Origin of the sequence: Acinetobacter proteolyticus (assembly GCF_000367945.1) — a bacterium.
GTDB classification, from domain to species: domain Bacteria; phylum Pseudomonadota; class Gammaproteobacteria; order Pseudomonadales; family Moraxellaceae; genus Acinetobacter; species Acinetobacter proteolyticus.
Window position 1 is genome coordinate 3509034 of sequence record NZ_KB849179.1, and the last position, 17451, is coordinate 3526484.

Genomic DNA, 17451 nt, shown 5'->3' on the forward strand with positions numbered 1-17451 from the left:
TAGATCGATTAAATAACGTTGAAATGAACCGTCTGGATTTAAAGTGAACAATCCTCACGTCAGCTCATGACGTATTGCATCTCACATGCTCTTAATTTCACAACTTTGAAATGCTAATTTTAAAACAATATTCTCTGTTTTCTTCAGGTCGTTTGAAATGTCTGATCGCATTCGTGAAAAGCTGCAAATTTTAGCGGACGCTGCCAAATATGATGTGTCCTGTTCATCCAGTGGCAGTGACCGTAAAAATAAAGACAAAGGTCTAGGTGATGCCAGTCGGGCAGGGATTTGTCATAGCTATACCGAAGATGGGCGCTGTGTTTCTTTGCTGAAAATCCTGTTCAGCAATGTCTGTATTTTTGATTGCGCCTATTGTGTGTCACGCCGTTCCAATGATGTGAAACGGGCTGCATTTACGGTACAAGAAGTGGTTGATCTGACCATTAATTTTTATCGTCGTAATTATATTGAAGGGCTGTTTCTGAGCTCAGGTATTTTTAAGTCAGCCGACTACACCATGGAACGTATGCTGCAAGTGGTGAAGAAACTGCGTTTGGAAGAGAATTTTAACGGCTATATTCATCTTAAAACCATTCCGGGGGCTTCACCTGAATTGATTCATGAAGCGGGTCTGTATGCCGATCGGATGAGCATCAATCTAGAAATGCCAACCGAGGTCGGTTTAAAAGCTTTTGCACCTGAAAAGTCGCATCAGGAAGTACAAAAAGATTTGGGGCTGGTTCGGGATCGCTTGATTCAACTTAAAGATGAACGCCAGATTATCAAGCATGTGCCGAAATATGTCCCCGCAGGACAGACCACACAGATGGTAGTCGGGGCACATCAGGAAACGGATCAAGATGTGCTGTTTATGGCAGATCGGCACTATAAAGAATTTAAATTAAAGCGAGTCTATTTCTCAGGCTATATCCCGATTAATACCGAGAATAATTATCTACCTGCAGTGGGTTCAGCACCGCCCTTGTTACGCGAAAATCGACTTTATCAGAGTGATTGGTTGATGCGTTTTTATGGTTTTCAGGTCAATGAAATCGTTAATGAACGCTTCCCGCATCTGGATCTGGATGTTGACCCGAAACTCAGTTGGGCATTGCGTCATCCTGAACAGTTTCCGGTGGATTTAAATCGTGCCGACTACCATATGATTTTACGCGTGCCGGGCATTGGGGTGAAATCAGCCAAGAAAATTGTACAGGCGCGTCGTTTTGGCAAAATTCATGTCGATTTATTAAAGCAATTGGGTGTGGCCTATTCACGTGCACAGTATTTTATTCGTTGTGAGGATAGTCCTCGCTTTCAGAAAGAACTTTCTTCAAGTTTTATCCGTCAGCAAATTTTGACCCAAGGCTCATCTAAATATATCAAGCCGCTTTCACCTCAGTTGAGTTTGGGATTTTAACCATGTCAAATGAGCAACTGAGCTATTATTTTGATGGTTCAATGGCAGGCTTACTGAGTTGCGTATTTCATGCCTTTCAGTTTAAAGAGTTTCAGGTTCAGCTTGGTTTATTGGATGGAGCACAACATGGCTTGTTTTCTGAAGTCATTGAGGTTCCGAGTCATGAGCAACACGCCCAACGGGTATGGTCTGCCTTACAACAAAAGCTTTCTCCAGCTGCATTAAAGCAGATTTATTTTGCGTCTTTGTCGGAGTCATTGGAGGCGTATCAGCATCTTTTTAATTACTGTATCTATGTCTTTCAACAGCCGCATTCTATAGAAAAAGATTATTTACATCCGAGTGTGTTGGCCATTTCTCAGTGGACCAAAAAAGTAGGGCGTGAAAAGCATCGGATGGAGGCTTTTGTGCGTTTTAAGAAAACTACAGATGGGTTGTTTTTGAGTTTGGTTCGTCCCGATTTTAATGTGCTGCCATTAATTCAGCCGCATTTTAAACGGCGCTATCAGGATCAGCGTTGGTTGATTTATGATGAACAGCGTAACTATGGTCTTTATTATGATCTGCAGCAAATCCACGAAGTGTTTATGGATGCGTATGAAATTGATTGCAATTTGCAAAAGGGGGGGAGTCAAAGTTTTCAATTAGAGCTTGATGAGCAGGAAGTATTATATGATCAGCTTTGGAAAGATTATTTTCAGAGTATTAATATTAAAGAACGACAGAATATTAAATTGCATGTGCAATATCTACCGAAGCGATATTGGCGTTATCTGAATGAAAAATTGATTTGAAGCTATTTCTGTTTTTTGAAAAAATATTCTTAGAACATATGAGAATAAAAAAATAAGTATGGGTGTGATTTTTGATTATGATTAAACAATATGAAAAGAACAAAAGAGCAGATCAATGACTAAATTAATGTTCACCGTTGTATTGCTTGCAATGACAGGTTTGAGTGCCGATGTTTTTGCCAAAGCACAGGATAAAACCATAGACCCTTATAGCCAATGTGTTGACGAAACCATTCAAGAATTAAAGTTGGGAAATATCAATAATGCAGTAGTAGAAATCTGTAGTACAAGGGCTAAAACGCTTTATACCAAACAGATCGTACAATTACTGGATCAAATTAAAACTCAGAGCAAGCAATATAAGCAGCCTGAACGATATAACGACATCATGAAATCGCAACAACTCTGGAAAAATTTTGTGGATCAAGAGTGCCGGAATGCAGGTGCTTATATCGGCTCACCGATGTATGAATTTTGTCCGATGCAAAAATATGCAGAACGATTGGAGCAATTGAGAGAATATTTAAATTGATCTTGAGCAGCTTTTATCATGATTTAAAACTGTAATTTAAATACACCTTAAACTTGAGTAGGCGTATACTTCTGCATCGAGTAGAACCACGCGAATCCAGCAAGGTGCATTGTGAGCTTGACCCAATCAGACTGGCTAAATTTTCTAAAACCAAATTATAAAGTCCTGCCTTTAAAAGAGAGGATGCTCTCTGGCCTCGGGGCTTTATGTGGTTTGGCGATTTCCTCCTTGATTAGCTGGTATGTCCTAGGGGGCATGAATGCGTGGTATATCGCCCCGATGGGCGCATCTTCTGTGCTGCTATTTGCAGTACCCAATAGCCCGTTGGCGCAGCCTTGGAATGTCATTGTCGGAAATACCTTGGCCGGATGTATTGGTGTTGCCTGTACACAATACCTACCCGATTTAACCAGCGCTTTTAGCATTGCTGTTGGGTTGGCGATTTTTGTGATGATGACCACAGACTCCTTGCATCCACCGAGTGGCGCAGTCGCGATTACTGCGGTATTGGGGGGAGAAGCTGTACACCGCTTAGGTTTTCATTTCATTTTGTATCCAGTCCTGCTTAATTCAATTTTATTACTTGTGTTTGCAGTGTTTTTTAATCGTTTGATTGGCCGTCATTATCCAATTACGGCACATGTGAATGAGCGATCGAAAGACCCGACACCCACTCAGAAAGTCTCAATTCAACCGAAAGATATTGAATATGCTTTAGAGCATCACACTGAGCTACTGGATATTAGTCAGTACGATTTAGAAAAAATCATTTTAGAGGCACAGTCACATGCCAATGAACGTTTGGCGAACTCCTTTGTCTGTCAGGACATTATGAGTCGTGATGTGATTAAGCTACATGAGCATGATGATATTCATCAGGCCTTAGATAAGTTTAAGGCAGTGAATTTAATGAGTTTGCCAGTGGTGAATGCCGATGATCATTTGGTCGGGACTTTGGCTTTATATGAAGTGGTGGAGTGGTTCAAGGGTGCAACAGATCCACGAAACTCTTGGCAACATTATGTTCGACAAATTATGAGCCACAAAGTCGTGACAGTCAGCCCTAAGCAGCCGATTCAGGATTTGGTGCCTTACTTTGTAGAAAAGTCGTTTAACTATATTCCCGTGGTTGAAGAACAGCGTTTGATTGGGATTATCAGCCGTGCGGATATGATTGCGGCCTTGCAAAAACTGCTCAATCGTCAAGGCTAAATTTTAGATAAAAAAAAGCTACGGTTGGATTAGGGGTAATTTCAACCGTAGCGACCAAAAGTTAAATTGAATTAACGTTTTATGCTCTGGTCTTCATAAACTGTTTTTACAGGTTGCTTATAACCTTGCACATGATCAACACGCGCTTGCTGCTGTTTTGGAATCACCAGCCATAAAATCAGATAGACCAAGATACCCGGAAAGGCTGCACTCATGAGTGAGATCACAACAAAGATCAGGCGTAATAAATTTGCGTTCCAACCAAATCGTTCCGCAATACCGCCCATCACACCAGCGATCATGCTTTGTTGGTTTGAGCGATATAAACCAGAGTTGGTCATCGAGTTTGTCTCCTTAAATTTATGAAACAGCAGTAAAAATTAAATTATTTCAGTTTGGAATGCTGTTAAATAAGAAATAGGGTCGAACTGAATTTTTTAAAGTTTAAACAGATGGGAAATTGGTTAAGTTGTGTAAATCCTTGATGGAAAAACCAACAGCATCGCCTAAAATGCACCGAATTAAAGCATACTGCTTTGTCAATTTGCTATTTCAGTCCTATCGCATTGGCTATTACCCATTTGGGGAATAGACGAACACGGCAATGATCCCTATATTTTCGGAAGTTCGGGGTCTGTTTGTGAAAAGCACGCGATAACGATATTGATGTTAGAGATTTATGAATATGCAGTTCAGGTTATTCTTACAGTATGTGAGTGTAGGAGTTCTATTGAGTCTTGGTTTGAGTGCTTGTGATAGCCATCATCCTGAGCCAATGAAGCAACAAGCCCAGATGCAATCGAGTCGTAATGCAAGCGAAGTACTAGTCGATGAACAGGAACTAGGTGCATCTGATACTCAAGGGGTCTCATTGACCCAAGTGGCTGGCCAAGCAACATTACCGTATTCTGCGGACCGTAAACATAATTTAAGTCAACCATCAGAAGCCGATTTGGTATATGCGGGCCGTTATCACGCACGTATTCCATGTAGTGATGCTTTTGCGGGCTGTGTCAATAACGAGAAAGAAGCAGAATATATTCTGAATTTAATGGATGATGGCTCTGTATTCTGGACCAATACCAGTTTTAGCCGGCTCGGTTCAGATCCGTCACGCAACATCGCCAAGATTGAGCAAACCTGTAAGCAGGTCCAGTGGCATGTGCATAAAGAACTCAACGAAATTATGATTCGTTGTGATGCTGCGGATGTTAACTTGTATTATCAAGTCAGTCCTAATCAGGACTTGGTGATGGATTTGGATAAAATCTGGAATGGGGATAATGGGCGTAACCGTAAATTCTTTAAAGAATATCCATTCCCAGAACAGGCTTATGTATTTAAAAAAGTTGAATAAATAATTTTTACTCAAAATAAAAAGAGCGCATTAAGCGCTCTTTTTTTATTGCAGTTTCGATTAGTAGTCGAAGCTGAAATGTTCAGGGGCAAGTGAAGTCAAGGTACGAGACGTGGTTACCATTGATTCTGCATGACCCTGTGCACGTGGCAATAAACGGTCGAAGTAGAAATCGGCAACTTTGATTTTCGCTTTATAGAATTCAGGTGTTTCGCTACCGTTACCCGCTTCTAATTTCTCAGAAGCGACCACTGCTTGTTGCGCCCAGAAATAAGCCATCATGACGTAGCCAGAGAACATCAAGAAATCAACTGAAGCTGAAGAAACGATGTCACGGTCTTTACGTGCAGCAAGCATGATACGAACAGTTAAGGTATTCCATTGTGCGCAAAGCTTAGTTAAGTCCCAAGCAAAACGACGAAGATACTTGTTACGTGCGTGAGTTGCGCAGAACTTCAAGATTTCAGCGGTATAGTCACGAACCACTTTACCTTTCGAGCTTAACAGGACTTTACGGCCAATTAAGTCAAGTGCTTGAATCCCTGTGGTACCTTCATACAAGGTTGAGATACGTGCATCACGTGCGATTTGTTCCATACCCCATTCACGGATATAGCCATGACCGCCGTATACCTGCATACCGTGGTTGGCTGCTTCTAAGCCAAGCTCAGTCAAGAAACCTTTTAAAATTGGTGTATAGAAACCGAGTTTGTCATCATAAGCTTCATACGCTGCTTGATCGCCATTGACCAATGCATCTGTCATTTTGTCTGCAAGTTTTGCAGCATGATAGATCATTGAACGGCCGCCTTCAGCAATTGCTTTTTGCGTCAATAACATACGACGAACGTCAGCATGGTGAATGATTGCATCACCGACACGCTCAGGTTCTTTCTTACCAGAAAGGGCACGCATAGACATACGATCTTTCGCATATGGTAAAGCGCCTTGGAACGAAAGCTCAGCATGTGCAATACCTTGAACTGCTGTACCGATACGCGCCGTATTCATAAAGGTAAACATTGCGTGTAAACCTTTGTTGATTTCACCGATCAGGTAACCAGTCGCATTGTCAAAGTTAAGCACTGCAGTTGCAGATGCTTTGATCCCCATCTTGTGCTCGATTGAACCACAAGAAACGGTATTACGCTCACCTACGCCGCCATCTGCAGTTGGGATAAACTTCGGTACGATGAATAAAGAAATACCACGTGTACCTGCTGGCGCATCTGGAAGACGAGCCAATACGATGTGAATAATGTTCTCGGTTAAATCATGCTCACCCGCAGAGATGAAGATTTTAGTCCCAGAGATTTTGTAGGTGCCATCAGCAGCAGGTTCTGCTTTGGTTTTAACTTGACCTAAGTCGGTACCACATTGCGGTTCAGTTAAGCACATGGTGCCTGACCAAGTCCCTTCAACCAATTTAGGCATATAGGTATTTTTTTGCTCGTCTGTACCGAACTGCATGATGGTATTCATACAGCCTGTGCTCAAGCCTGGGTACATGGTGAATGACCAGTTCGCCGTTCCCATCATTTCAGATTTGATCAGGTTTAAAGACATCGGCAAGCCTTGACCACCAAATTCTTCTGGATAAGAAAGACCTTGCCAGCCACCCATAACGAATTGGTCATATGCTTCTTTAAAGCCTTTTGGTGTAGTGACTTCGCCGTTGTTAAAGCTACAGCCTTCTTCGTCACCTGACTGATTGAGTGGAGAAAGTACGTTTTCGCAATAATCTGCCGCACCTTCAAGAATCATATCAACTGTTTCAGCATCCGCATTTTGACCACTTGTCAAAGTTTGGTAATGTGCTGGATAATCTAACATTTCGTTCATCAAGAAACGAATATCACGGAGCGGGGCTTTATAAGCTGGCATAATCTTAATCCTGTATTTGAATCATTTTGGATTATCTGTTTCGATACTTTGATTATTCACAATGGTGATAAAAATACATTGATAATCACTAGGGAAAAGAATGTCAGAAAAGCGAATTTCCTTGAAGATAAGTTCTTAGAAAAACCACATTTCTGTTGGTGTCAAAACGGATATGAAATGTGAAAATTACTCAATTTTAGAATTGAAAATATAATGATATAAAGGTGTTTGGTAAAGCTATGCGTTTAAAATATTTAACTTTATGCTTAATGGGTCTAAGTCTTTCGGCATGTTCACAACATGTCATTAAAACCAATACAGCTTCGACCAATCTGGAACAGAAAGCCATCAATAGTATCAACGCGATGTATGAATATCCGAGTTATGATTATCGCGGGAAATTTAATATTCATGTTGAACCGAGTCAACAGCATAGCAATGCAAAAGCAGAAAATGCTGTTCTAGATACGGCATTGAAACAAAAAGTCGATCAATATTTACGTGATCAGAAGGTCAATTTAAACTCAAAACAAAAACAAGCGTTGTATGTAGCCTTGGCACAAGAGCAAAAAAGTTCAGGACAAACGAAAGTAGATAAGTTTACCCAGATCATGGCCAATGTCCTCAATGACATGCAGTTTGAATATGATGGCTCAGTGCATTATCGTCAGAAAATGGGCTCATTTAACCTGACAGCACGTTATGAAAAGCCAACTTTGCTAGTACAAGCTAAAATACCGATGGTCGTTGATCTGAATAATTATAAGTTTTATATCAACTATTTTGCTTTGATGCCGTATTTAGTCAATAAAGACAGTCAGAATAATCTGGCTTATTTAGATTTTTCTAAATATCAGGATATGTTCAAGCAAGTCGATTACAAGAAATTTGCTGAATATGTGAAAGCTTCTGGCGCTGTCTATTATCGTCTTGCAGATCAAAATAATATCCAAGCCTTATCGGTTTCTTCTGCTGATCAAGCAGCTGGCGTGGTCGAGAAAATCCGTTTAAAAAGCTCAATTGAAGAACTGATTTTACAAGCCAATTTGTATAGCAAGGTCAATGAAAAATACTTCATGCAAAGTGTTCTCAATATTAAAGAAGAGAATCTTGAGAAACTGATTGCCAATGAGGTTGATGCTGCAAGTTCATCTAAATCAGAAAAAACCGCTTCATTGTTGGATAAGAAAAATTCAGCGGATGATGCCAGTGTGGTCAGCCAAGAATTGTATCGGTTGGTGAATAAACACTTTGGCGTGGAGGATGAGGAAACTGAATATGATGCTGAATCGGAAGATAGTGATCAAGCCGAAGAGGATACGGTAGAAGCAGCAGCGGCACGAGCAGTTGCAGCAGCGGCTGGCGATTCAGAAGCATCTGAATATCCAGAAGTATCCGATGATTCAGACGTATCCGAAGACGAACAGGCGGGTTTAACTGAGGAGCAATGTACAGCCCTGCAAAATACGCCAAAAACTACATATGGTGATGCACAGTATTGCCAAAGTATGTATGACATTGATGTCTTTGGTGAGCAGAAAGCTGAATCTGGTTTCTTGAGTTATATCAATAAATTACAAGCGGTCGAAAAACAGTTTGCGGCATATGATCAAAATCAATTTATTGATGATCAGGGATTTAAGGCACTTTGGATCAAGCACCAAGCGGATATTGCAAAAGCATTGCCACCAGTTGAGAAACGAAATCCATTTATTATGGATGTTGGTTTGGATGCCCAAGGTCGTGCGGTTAAATTAGACTATGATTTGAACTATGGCCTATCTGAATTGAAGTCACGTTTTAGTGTCAAAGCCGATATGCTGATTTCAAATTATGGCAAAGCCACACCTATTGATCAGGCACAGTTGAAACGCGCCAAGAGTTGGTCAGAAGCAAGCAAAGGCTCGATGCTGGAACAAGCAGTGAGCAGTTTCTCTGAGAAATTAGGTCAGGCAGGGGTTCAAGAACGTTCAGCAGAACCATATACCATGTCTTTGGAAGATCAACTCAAAGTCATTGCGGAACAACGCTATGATGCAACGCATGCTTATGATCAAACCTATAAAGCGGTATTTATTGCGAAACTAACAGAAAGCACACCACAGATTGTACAGCGTTATTCAAGCCCAGAGTTGCAGGAAATTGCCACTGTATATGCATATTGGTATGCCAATGAAGAGGTTTATAATCCAAAAGGGAAAGCCCTGCAAAGCATTGAAGCTTTACAGAAGAAACATCATCTTGAAAACGAAGACCAGTTTGATGATACATTGGGTCAAGCGGTGAATCGTATTGTGCTTGATGCCATGCGTGGCGATACAGATCGCCAAGCGTGGAAAAAGCTACAAGCGCAATATAAGCAACCACAGCAGTTATTTGCCAAACAATATCAAATTCAATTCGAACAAGAGAATGGTGCTTCAAGTGAGGAAAAAGCCTTACTTGGACAAACCGCAAATATCTTAGGACAAGTGTATGTAGATGCGCGTAAGAATAAATTGTCTGAAAAGTCGATTCAGTCTTTAAAAATCGAGCATAACGAATTTATTGATTATGAGATTTTCAAAGAGGTGTATCAGAAAATGCTGACCGTTAAATAATTTCTTTATCTTTGATAAAAAACCTGCAAAGTGCAGGTTTTTTATTTTGTGCTTTGATGTTTATAAAAAGTCTTTTAGTTCTGGTTTTACCCCGTTCCAGATCGAAAATGCTTCAATCGCTTGACCGACCAGCATACCGAAACCATCAGTAGACGGAATTTGACGTTGTTTGGCTTGATCGAGAAAGCTGGAGGGTTTGCCATAAGCCATTTCATAAGCATGATGGAACACTAAGCTTTCAGGCAGTTGTAGTGTATCCCCGGTTAAACTTGCGGATGTCGCATTAATCACAAGATCAAATTCACCTGTCAATTGATCTAAGCCAATGGCTTTTAGCTCAGCTTGCGGAACCGCATCTTCTAAATCTGCAAGTAACTGCTCAGCACGGGCGAGGGTACGATTAGCAATCATAATCTGCTTTGCGCCCGCCTGTACCAACGGATAGATCACACCACGGGTTGCGCCACCAGCCCCTAAAATTAAAATACGGCTATTTTCTAGGTTCCAACCCAATGCCTGAATTGCTGCAACTAAGCCTTGACCATCAGTATTATCACCATACAGTTTGCCGTCCTGCATCCACAGCGTATTGACGGCTTTGGCGATCTTGGCACGTTCAGTCAGTTGGTCGCAAAGGGCAAAGGCTTGTTCTTTAAACGGTACGGTGACATTCATGCCGATGCCGTTGTGTGCAAAGAAATCTTTTACGCCACTTTCGAAACCATCTAAGGGTGCAAGAATTTTTTTATAGTGTAGATCGACCCCAGTTTTTGCTGCAAACGCATGATGAAGCTCTGGTGAGCGGGATTGTTCAATCGGATTTCCAATAACAGCAAATTGTTTGGTCATGAGTGATTCACCAATATCATGAGAATGATCAAGGAATATGTTGAGTTATTTAGCGATCTATAGTGTCGGTAAACCAATTGATTTGCCGTAATCCTTCTATGGCTTGAAAATCTTTGGTATTCCGAGTGACTAGAATTAAGCCCTGAGCCATCGCAATAGCTGCAATCTGTCCATCAACAAAAGGAATATTATTTCCCATTTTCTGAGTTTGTATTCTAATTTCTGCATGGATTTTTGCAGCTTGCGCATCATAATCCAAAATCGGAATCAGACTCACCACATCATGTAAAAATTTTGTGATGAGCTGCTTGCGTTGTCCATCAGGCATTCTCAACCAGCCAAAGCGTAATTCATGCCAGACGATACTTGAAATCGAAATTTCATGTTGCGCGACATAAAATTGTTGTAAAACGGCTGAGTTCGGTTGAGGTTTGGCCAATTCAGAAATGATATTGGTATCAAGTAAATAACTGATTTGGCTTACCATGAAAACTCACGTCCTTGGCTAGTGTCTCGTTCAGTTTGAAAGTCAGTATTCTCAGTATTTAATTCTTGAAGTGCTTGTTGATGCCATTTTTCCCAAGCCTGCATGAAGTTTTCTGGCTCACCCTGTAATTTTTTATATTCAGAATAAGAAATAAGAACAGCCGAAGTATGCCCATGTTGGGCAATAAAGGTTCTTTGACCCTGTTGGCTTTGCTGAATTAATTTAGCGAGATTTGCTCGGGCATGTGTAAATGAGATATTAGACATTTTTAATCCTTTTTATTGTACATTTTTATTGTACATTTTTAAGGGTGGAAATGTCTATTTCAATAATCAAAAAAATCCCTAATAGAAATATTAGGGATTGCCGCTTTTTACTTCTGCAAACCCAACCAATCTCTTGGTTTTAGATAATAATCGGTAAGACGCTTTTCTGCCGAGTCTGCATCCCACTCCGGGCGATATGACCAACCTGCAAGATTAGGTAAGCTGACCAAGATCGATTCAATACGGCCACCCGTTTGTAAGCCAAACAAAGTACCGCGGTCATAAACCAAGTTATATTCGACATAACGACCACGACGATACAGTTGGAACTCACGCTGCGCTTCGGTATACGGCTGCTCACGGTGCTTTTCGAAAATCGGCAAGATCGCTGCTAAATAGCCATTACCTACGGCTTGAATGTATTTAAAGCAGGTTTCAAAATCCCATTGATTTAAATCATCAAAGAATAAACCACCCACGCCACGCTGCTCATCACGATGCTTTAAATAGAAATAATCATCACACCATTGCTTATGTTCCGCATAAACCGTGTCCCCGAAAGGCTGGCATAAGTCATACGCAGTTTGATGCCAGTTGAGAACATCTTGCTCATCAGGATAGAAAGGAGTTAAGTCAAAGCCACCCCCAAACCACCACACTGGATCTTGGCCTTCAGGCTCCGCAACAAATAAACGAACATTGGCATGCGAAGTTGGAATATTTGGGTTTTTCGGGTGAATCACCAATGATACACCCAACGCCTGTGCTTTTGCGCCTGCAATTTGTGGGTGACGTTCCGTCGCAGAAGCGGGCAGCTTACTGATATTGATGTGGGAGAACATGACCCCACCTTTTTCAATCACTTCACCATTTTGCAGAACTCGAGAGCGACCACCGCCACCTTCGGTGCGTTGCCAATCATCAATGATAAACTCAGCGGTGCCACCGCCTGCACGTTCCTGTTGCTCTAGTCCTGCACAAATCCGTGCCTGTAGATCGAGTAAAAACTCACGAACACGTTGAATATCAGCTGAAGTTGGGTGCTGCATGATGATCCTCGTAAAGTGATCTAGGGATAGTTATATCAAAACATAAATCCATAAGAAAAGTAAGGGATTTCTGAATCTATATTCAGATACATGAGTTGGGATAAAAAGTTTGGAGAGCCAATAATCCTTTTTATTTAGACTGCGCAGCGCGATTCTTTTCGATAAGTCTATTAATTTCTTCGTTATATAGCCAAGTATTTAAAATACCCTCAGAACTTTCCAAGCCAGTAATATCTAAAAAATGTTCAAATGTACCTGCAACTTGCTCTCTATCATCTGTACCAAGTGAGTCAGGATCAATTTGATGGATACCGTCAGAAAGTATTTTCAGTCGCTGTTGTTTACTTGGTTGAGCCGAGTGCTGATAAAGCTGGATGTACGCTTCAGCAGTCTGGGCTACTTTTTGATTTAATACTCTTTTCAATTGATTATCTTGAACGCCTGTATATAGATAGCCATCACTTAAAAAATGATCTTGCTGTTGAAATTTATGTAATTGATTGATAATTTTAGTATTTAACGTGGATGCTTTATGCTCATTCGCTTGAGTGTAGCCACTTAGTAACAGGAGACCTGTTACTAAGAAAATACTTAATAATTTCATATTAATGAATACTCTTTTAATGAGTGTGATGACTCTACACTTAGAAATCATCCTTTTTATAGAGATGATCCATACGCTCACGTTTGGTTTTTAAATATTGTTCATTGAATGGATTGCGGCCCACGGTTAAAGGAACTCGATCAACTACATTGATGCCTAAATCAGTCAGAGCCTTTAATTTCAAAGGATTATTGGTGATTAATTTCACTTCTTTGACTTGAAGATGATCAAGCATAATGCTGCACATATCATAACGACGCGCATCGGCAGGCAGGTTTAATAACAGGTTCGCATCAACCGTATCATGGCCTTGATCTTGTAAGGCATAAGCACGGATTTTGTTGGTTAAACCGATACCACGACCTTCTTGGCGTAAATATAAAATCACGCCTTGGCCTGCCTCATTAATTAAACGTTGCGTGGCTTGCAGTTGAGGTCCACAATCACATTTCAGTGAGGCAAAAGCATCACCTGTCAAGCATTCCGAGTGGATACGCACGAGTACAGGCTGATCTGGAGCCGTTTCTAAACCTTTGGAAAGCGCCACATGTTCTTCACCTGTTGCGGGGTCTTGAAACACGGAAATATTGAAGTCACCAAAAGCGGTGGGAAGCTTTGATGTTGCAATAAATTCAATCGGCACAGAGAGCTCACTATGATAATAAAAACAGTCTGAGTATAGCCTAATGTATGAAGATTGCGTGAATTGGAATTTCTGATTTTTCACATAAGTTTTTCTTTTTCATACAAAGCACACAATAATGGTTGATAAACAGTGACATAATTCAGGATAATCTGCGAGCCAGTCATTAAGATTGACATGCAAATGCTCAGCACTACATCATTTGCTCATGTGGCTGATTGAAGGCAGATCATATTTAATTGTATGATTGCCCCCATTTAACCCAGCTTCGGATTTGCCAGGCTTAAAAAGGCTTTGCCACATTATGTTGTATACCGAAATTCCAACTCAACGCCCTGTTACGCCATTGTTAGATGGAATTGATCATCCACAACAATTACGTCAGCTCGCGCAAAGCCAACTCGCACAATTGGCGGATGAGTTGCGTCAATATATTTTGTATGCAGCAGGACAGAGTGGTGGGCACTTTGGCGCAAATCTAGGTGTGATTGAACTGACAGTTGCCTTACATTATTGTTTTAACACACCAAACGACCGTTTGGTTTGGGATGTAGGTCATCAAGCTTACCCACATAAAGTTCTGACAGGCCGCCGTGATCGAATTACTACGATTCGTAGTAAAGACGGTTTGGCTGCATTTCCTGCACGTGACGAATCTGCGTTTGATACTTTTGGTGTAGGGCATTCCTCAACTGCAATTTCAGCAGGTTTAGGTATGGCTTTGGCACGTCGCTACCAAAAAGATCCGTGTGATGTTGTGGCGATTGTTGGTGACGGCGCAATGACTGCGGGGATGGCTTTTGAAGCCATGAATGACGCCGTTGCACATGATGCTGATTTAATCGTAGTTTTAAATGACAACGATATGTCCATTTCATGCAGTACGGGCGGTTTTGCGAAACACTTGGCTGCGATTTGGGAAACAGGTCAATTGGTGAATGTGAATGAACAAGGCGAAGCTTATGTTCAGCCACATCCAAAGTGGACCTATAATTCACGTTTACATCAATCCGCCACCGATGCCGCTGATAATTTATTTAAAGCAATTGGTTTTGATTATTTTGGGCCATTTGATGGCCATGACGTGGAACAACTAGCGCAAGTTTTTCATGCACTGAAAAAACGTAAAGGCCCACGTTTAGTTCATATTTATACCAAAAAAGGTAAAGGCTTTGCGCCTGCAGAAGCAGATCCGATTACCTATCATGCAATTACTAAGATTGCACCTACAACATCTACGCCTACAAAAGCATCGACTGTAAAAGCGCCACCTAAATATTCCGATGTGTTTGGACAATGGCTATGTGATGAAGCTGCGCAAGATCAACGCTTACTCGCGATTACCCCCGCGATGTGTGAAGGTTCGGGTATGGTGCAATTTGCACAGCAATACCCTGAACGGTTCTTCGATGTGGCCATTGCAGAACAGCATGCGGTGACTTTAGCCGCGGGTATGGCTTGTGAAGGTCTAAAACCTGTAGTTGCGATTTATTCGACTTTCCTGCAACGTGGTTATGACCAGTTGATCCACGATGTGGCACTGCAAAACCTTGATGTTACTTTTGGAATAGATCGTGCAGGTCTGGTCGGTGAAGATGGCCCGACGCATGCAGGTGCATATGATTATGCTTATATGCGTACTGTACCCAACATGGTGATCATGGCACCAAAAGACGAAAATGAATGTCGTCAGATGTTGCATACCGCTTACCTGTATGAAGGGCCAACTGCGGTACGTTATCCACGTGGTGTCGGTACAGGTGTTGAGATTCAACAGCAGATGACCACCATGGAAATTGGTAAAGCTGAAATCGTGGCTGAATTTAATTCGGATGCTGAACAGCAGATTAGTGTCCTTGCCTTTGGTAGCCGTGTTACAGCATCTATTGATGCTGCTGAACAGTTTGCACAGAAACATGCGGTTGGTGTACGTGTTGTAAATATGCGCTTTGTGAAGCCATTGGATGAACAGATACTGCGTGACTTAGCGCCACATACTCAACTTTTTGTGACTGTTGAAGAGCATGCGGTGATGGCAGGTGCGGGCAGTGCCGTCAATGAATTTTTGGCACAAGCACGTATTCTCAAACCGATTTTGAATCTGGGGTTACCAGATAGCTTCTTGCATCAAGCCACCCATCAGCAAATGTTGCAAGACTGTGGTCTAGATGCTCAAGGAATTCTCGCTTCAATTGAACACGCGTGGTTTGCTCATCAATAAGTTGATGTAAAAGTTAGAATAATTTTTCGCAACATTTTTCCCCTAAAAGCGCTTATATTTGATAGAATATAGGGGCTTTTATGCATTATTCTTTGTCAAAATCTTCAAATTTGTAGTGGGTGTTCAATGGAACCTATGGTGGTTATGGCTGCGCGTGCGGCTCAAACAGTTGGTCAAGAGCTTTTAAAGGCTCATCAGAATCGTCATAAACTCGATTTACAAGTTGAAGAAAAAGGCATTGATGGTCCAGTAACGCGTGTTGACCGTTACTTGGAAGAATTGACAATTGAAACGCTTCGTAAAAGTTATAAAAACCACAGCTTCCTTGGTGAAGAGTTTGGGTTACAAGAAGGTAAAGGTCACGATGCAGATTGGTGCTGGGTGATTGATCCTTTAGATGGTACGCAAAACTTTATCAACGGCTTTCCACATTTCTGTATTTCGATTGCTGTACAACATAAAGGCGTGACTCAACATGGTGTGATCTATGATCCAGTCCGTGATGAATTATTCTCTGCAAGTCGTGGTCGTGGCGCAGTGATGAATCAACGCCGTATTCGTGTCAATGTAAAAGATAACTTGGAAAATACTTTCCTTGCAGTAGGTCATCCATACCGTGCAAAGCGTAATGGTGAAATTGTTTCTTATGCAGAACAACATTTTGCTTCATTATTGGCTGTAACTAAAGCAGGCGCACAAATTCGTCGCGGTGGTTCAGCTGCATTAGATTTGGCTTATGTTGCTGCAGGTCGTTTTGATGGTTTCTTTGAGTTAGGCTTAAAACCGTGGGATATCGCTGCGGGTGAGTTGATTGTAAAGGAAGCAGGCGGTGTTGTGGTTGATGCACGTGGTGGTAGTGAATCATTTGACAATGGTCAAGTGCTTGCATGTTCGCTTAAAATGTTAAAACCATTGATGCAAGCGGTTGTTCCAGCTTGGGGCGATGCTGCAAAATAATTTGTAGATTTAAAAAAACCCTCAATATTTTGAGGGTTTTTTTATTTTGGGTTAGTGGAAGTAATGAAGATTATTTATGAGAATGAGCTTTTTTATATAGAAACCCATCATGAAATACGGGTGAATGTGGATAAAGTTGAAGAGCAAAATATTGATTTTTGGTTAACTGTGAATGGTAAGACGTTTTCTGGAAGTGCGTTTACACTCGCCAATATTCAATATTTAATGACTAAAGATAATAGAGCAGGTGAGTCTGCTTTTGGTTCCTATTTTTGGTGTGCCGATATGCTGGTTGTTAAAGAAATAACGATTGAGTGTTTAGTCAGCACGATTGAAAATATATTAAATGATGAATTTTTAAATATAGGAAAAATTTTTACTCAAGTACCTAATTATTCTTAATCTTTTGTTTTTACTGTGGCTTGGATACAAATATAAAGGGTGATGAAATTGAAAAAACCAATTAAAAAAGGTGACTTTTAAAATTATTCTGCTATAATCCGCCCACGCACTTAAATTCCAGTTCATTACCTGAACATTCAGTTCTATTCATATTAGCGCACGCTGTCCATAGAG

The 17451-nt window shown here is 41.1% G+C and carries 17 protein-coding genes; 9 read left to right on the plus strand and 8 right to left on the minus strand.

Annotated features, from left to right (window positions below; all coding sequences use genetic code 11):
• Nucleotides 1–157 precede the first annotated feature (157 nt).
• The 4 genes from F993_RS00820 to F993_RS00805 all read left to right on the plus strand — a co-directional run bounded on the left by F993_RS00820 (nt 158) and on the right by F993_RS00805 (nt 3958).
• Entirely contained in the window at nt 158–1420 is a 1263-nt protein-coding gene (locus F993_RS00820) for a putative DNA modification/repair radical SAM protein (RefSeq protein WP_004657599.1), read from the plus strand.
• A gap of 2 nt (nt 1421–1422) precedes the next feature.
• Nucleotides 1423–2214, plus strand: a complete 792-nt coding sequence (locus F993_RS00815; protein WP_004657601.1) for a TIGR03915 family putative DNA repair protein — start codon at nt 1423–1425, stop codon at nt 2212–2214.
• A 115-nt stretch (nt 2215–2329) separates the two neighbouring features.
• Complete coding sequence (locus F993_RS00810) at nt 2330–2746, plus strand: lysozyme inhibitor LprI family protein (RefSeq protein WP_004657603.1); 417 nt, start codon at nt 2330–2332, stop codon at nt 2744–2746.
• Between the two features lie 111 nt (nt 2747–2857).
• Entirely contained in the window at nt 2858–3958 is a 1101-nt protein-coding gene (locus F993_RS00805; protein ID WP_004657605.1) for an HPP family protein, read from the plus strand.
• 71 nt (nt 3959–4029) lie between these two features.
• On the opposite strand, the gene F993_RS00800 is transcribed toward F993_RS00805, so the two are convergent.
• Nucleotides 4030–4299, minus strand: a complete 270-nt coding sequence (locus F993_RS00800) for a PspC domain-containing protein (RefSeq protein ID WP_004657607.1) — start codon at nt 4297–4299, stop codon at nt 4030–4032.
• A 344-nt stretch (nt 4300–4643) separates the two neighbouring features.
• On the opposite strand from F993_RS00800, the gene F993_RS00795 reads away from it, so the two are divergent.
• A complete protein-coding gene (locus F993_RS00795) occupies nt 4644–5315 on the plus strand; it encodes a hypothetical protein (protein ID WP_004657608.1) in 672 nt (223 codons plus the stop codon).
• A 60-nt stretch (nt 5316–5375) separates the two neighbouring features.
• Here F993_RS00795 and F993_RS00790 read toward each other — a convergent pair whose 3' ends face one another.
• Nucleotides 5376–7199 (minus strand): acyl-CoA dehydrogenase C-terminal domain-containing protein, encoded by a 1824-nt coding sequence (locus F993_RS00790; RefSeq protein ID WP_004657610.1) that lies wholly within the window; start codon nt 7197–7199, stop codon nt 5376–5378.
• Between the two features lie 239 nt (nt 7200–7438).
• Here F993_RS00790 and F993_RS00785 point away from each other — a divergent pair, with 239 nt between their 5' ends.
• Complete coding sequence (locus F993_RS00785) at nt 7439–9799, plus strand: hypothetical protein (protein WP_004657612.1); 2361 nt, start codon at nt 7439–7441, stop codon at nt 9797–9799.
• 60 nt (nt 9800–9859) lie between these two features.
• On the opposite strand, the gene aroE is transcribed toward F993_RS00785, so the two are convergent.
• The 6 genes from aroE to ribA all read right to left on the minus strand — a co-directional run bounded on the left by aroE (nt 9860) and on the right by ribA (nt 13697).
• Nucleotides 9860–10648 carry a shikimate dehydrogenase gene (gene aroE, locus F993_RS00780; protein WP_004657614.1) on the minus strand — a complete coding sequence of 263 codons (789 nt, stop codon included), beginning with the start codon at nt 10646–10648 and terminating at the stop codon, nt 9860–9862.
• A 49-nt stretch (nt 10649–10697) separates the two neighbouring features.
• The gene (locus tag F993_RS00775; RefSeq protein ID WP_004657616.1) at nt 10698–11135 is read right to left on the minus strand and encodes a type II toxin-antitoxin system VapC family toxin; all 438 of its coding nucleotides are present in this window, start codon (nt 11133–11135) and stop codon (nt 10698–10700) included.
• Nucleotides 11129–11401: a type II toxin-antitoxin system Phd/YefM family antitoxin gene (locus F993_RS00770; RefSeq protein WP_004657619.1), complete on the minus strand. Its 273-nt coding sequence runs from the start codon at nt 11399–11401 to the stop codon at nt 11129–11131. Before F993_RS00770 ends, F993_RS00775 begins: the two co-directional genes overlap by 7 nt.
• 107 nt (nt 11402–11508) lie before the next feature.
• Entirely contained in the window at nt 11509–12450 is a 942-nt protein-coding gene (hemF, locus tag F993_RS00765; RefSeq protein ID WP_004657620.1) for an oxygen-dependent coproporphyrinogen oxidase, read from the minus strand.
• A gap of 130 nt (nt 12451–12580) precedes the next feature.
• The gene (locus F993_RS00760) at nt 12581–13054 is read right to left on the minus strand and encodes a DUF4844 domain-containing protein (RefSeq protein WP_004657622.1); all 474 of its coding nucleotides are present in this window, start codon (nt 13052–13054) and stop codon (nt 12581–12583) included.
• Between the two features lie 40 nt (nt 13055–13094).
• Entirely contained in the window at nt 13095–13697 is a 603-nt protein-coding gene (gene ribA / locus F993_RS00755; protein WP_004657624.1) for a GTP cyclohydrolase II, read from the minus strand.
• A gap of 304 nt (nt 13698–14001) precedes the next feature.
• On the opposite strand from ribA, the gene dxs reads away from it, so the two are divergent.
• The 3 genes from dxs to F993_RS00740 all read left to right on the plus strand — a co-directional run bounded on the left by dxs (nt 14002) and on the right by F993_RS00740 (nt 17277).
• Nucleotides 14002–15918 (plus strand): 1-deoxy-D-xylulose-5-phosphate synthase, encoded by a 1917-nt coding sequence (gene dxs / locus F993_RS00750; RefSeq protein ID WP_004657627.1) that lies wholly within the window; start codon nt 14002–14004, stop codon nt 15916–15918.
• Nucleotides 15919–16044: 126 nt separating this feature from the next.
• Nucleotides 16045–16875 (plus strand): inositol monophosphatase family protein, encoded by an 831-nt coding sequence (locus F993_RS00745; protein WP_004657630.1) that lies wholly within the window; start codon nt 16045–16047, stop codon nt 16873–16875.
• 63 nt (nt 16876–16938) lie between these two features.
• Nucleotides 16939–17277: a hypothetical protein gene (locus F993_RS00740; protein ID WP_004657631.1), complete on the plus strand. Its 339-nt coding sequence runs from the start codon at nt 16939–16941 to the stop codon at nt 17275–17277.
• Nucleotides 17278–17451 lie beyond the last annotated feature (174 nt).

Coding starts and splice junctions, on each gene's coding strand:
- F993_RS00785 (WP_004657612.1), top strand. CDS start 7,439: ATGCGTTTAAAATATTTAACTTTATGCTTAATGGGTCTAAGTCTTTCG.
- F993_RS00770 (WP_004657619.1), bottom strand. CDS start 11,401: ATGTCTAATATCTCATTTACACATGCCCGAGCAAATCTCGCTAAATTA.
- F993_RS00760 (WP_004657622.1), bottom strand. CDS start 13,054: ATGAAATTATTAAGTATTTTCTTAGTAACAGGTCTCCTGTTACTAAGT.
- F993_RS00810 (WP_004657603.1), top strand. CDS start 2,330: ATGACTAAATTAATGTTCACCGTTGTATTGCTTGCAATGACAGGTTTG.
- aroE (WP_004657614.1), bottom strand. CDS start 10,648: ATGACCAAACAATTTGCTGTTATTGGAAATCCGATTGAACAATCCCGC.
- hemF (WP_004657620.1), bottom strand. CDS start 12,450: ATGCAGCACCCAACTTCAGCTGATATTCAACGTGTTCGTGAGTTTTTA.
- F993_RS00740 (WP_004657631.1), top strand. CDS start 16,939: ATGAAGATTATTTATGAGAATGAGCTTTTTTATATAGAAACCCATCAT.
- dxs (WP_004657627.1), top strand. CDS start 14,002: ATGTTGTATACCGAAATTCCAACTCAACGCCCTGTTACGCCATTGTTA.
- F993_RS00815 (WP_004657601.1), top strand. CDS start 1,423: ATGTCAAATGAGCAACTGAGCTATTATTTTGATGGTTCAATGGCAGGC.
- F993_RS00795 (WP_004657608.1), top strand. CDS start 4,644: ATGCAGTTCAGGTTATTCTTACAGTATGTGAGTGTAGGAGTTCTATTG.
- F993_RS00800 (WP_004657607.1), bottom strand. CDS start 4,299: ATGACCAACTCTGGTTTATATCGCTCAAACCAACAAAGCATGATCGCT.
- F993_RS00790 (WP_004657610.1), bottom strand. CDS start 7,199: ATGCCAGCTTATAAAGCCCCGCTCCGTGATATTCGTTTCTTGATGAAC.
- F993_RS00775 (WP_004657616.1), bottom strand. CDS start 11,135: ATGGTAAGCCAAATCAGTTATTTACTTGATACCAATATCATTTCTGAA.
- F993_RS00745 (WP_004657630.1), top strand. CDS start 16,045: ATGGAACCTATGGTGGTTATGGCTGCGCGTGCGGCTCAAACAGTTGGT.
- F993_RS00820 (WP_004657599.1), top strand. CDS start 158: ATGTCTGATCGCATTCGTGAAAAGCTGCAAATTTTAGCGGACGCTGCC.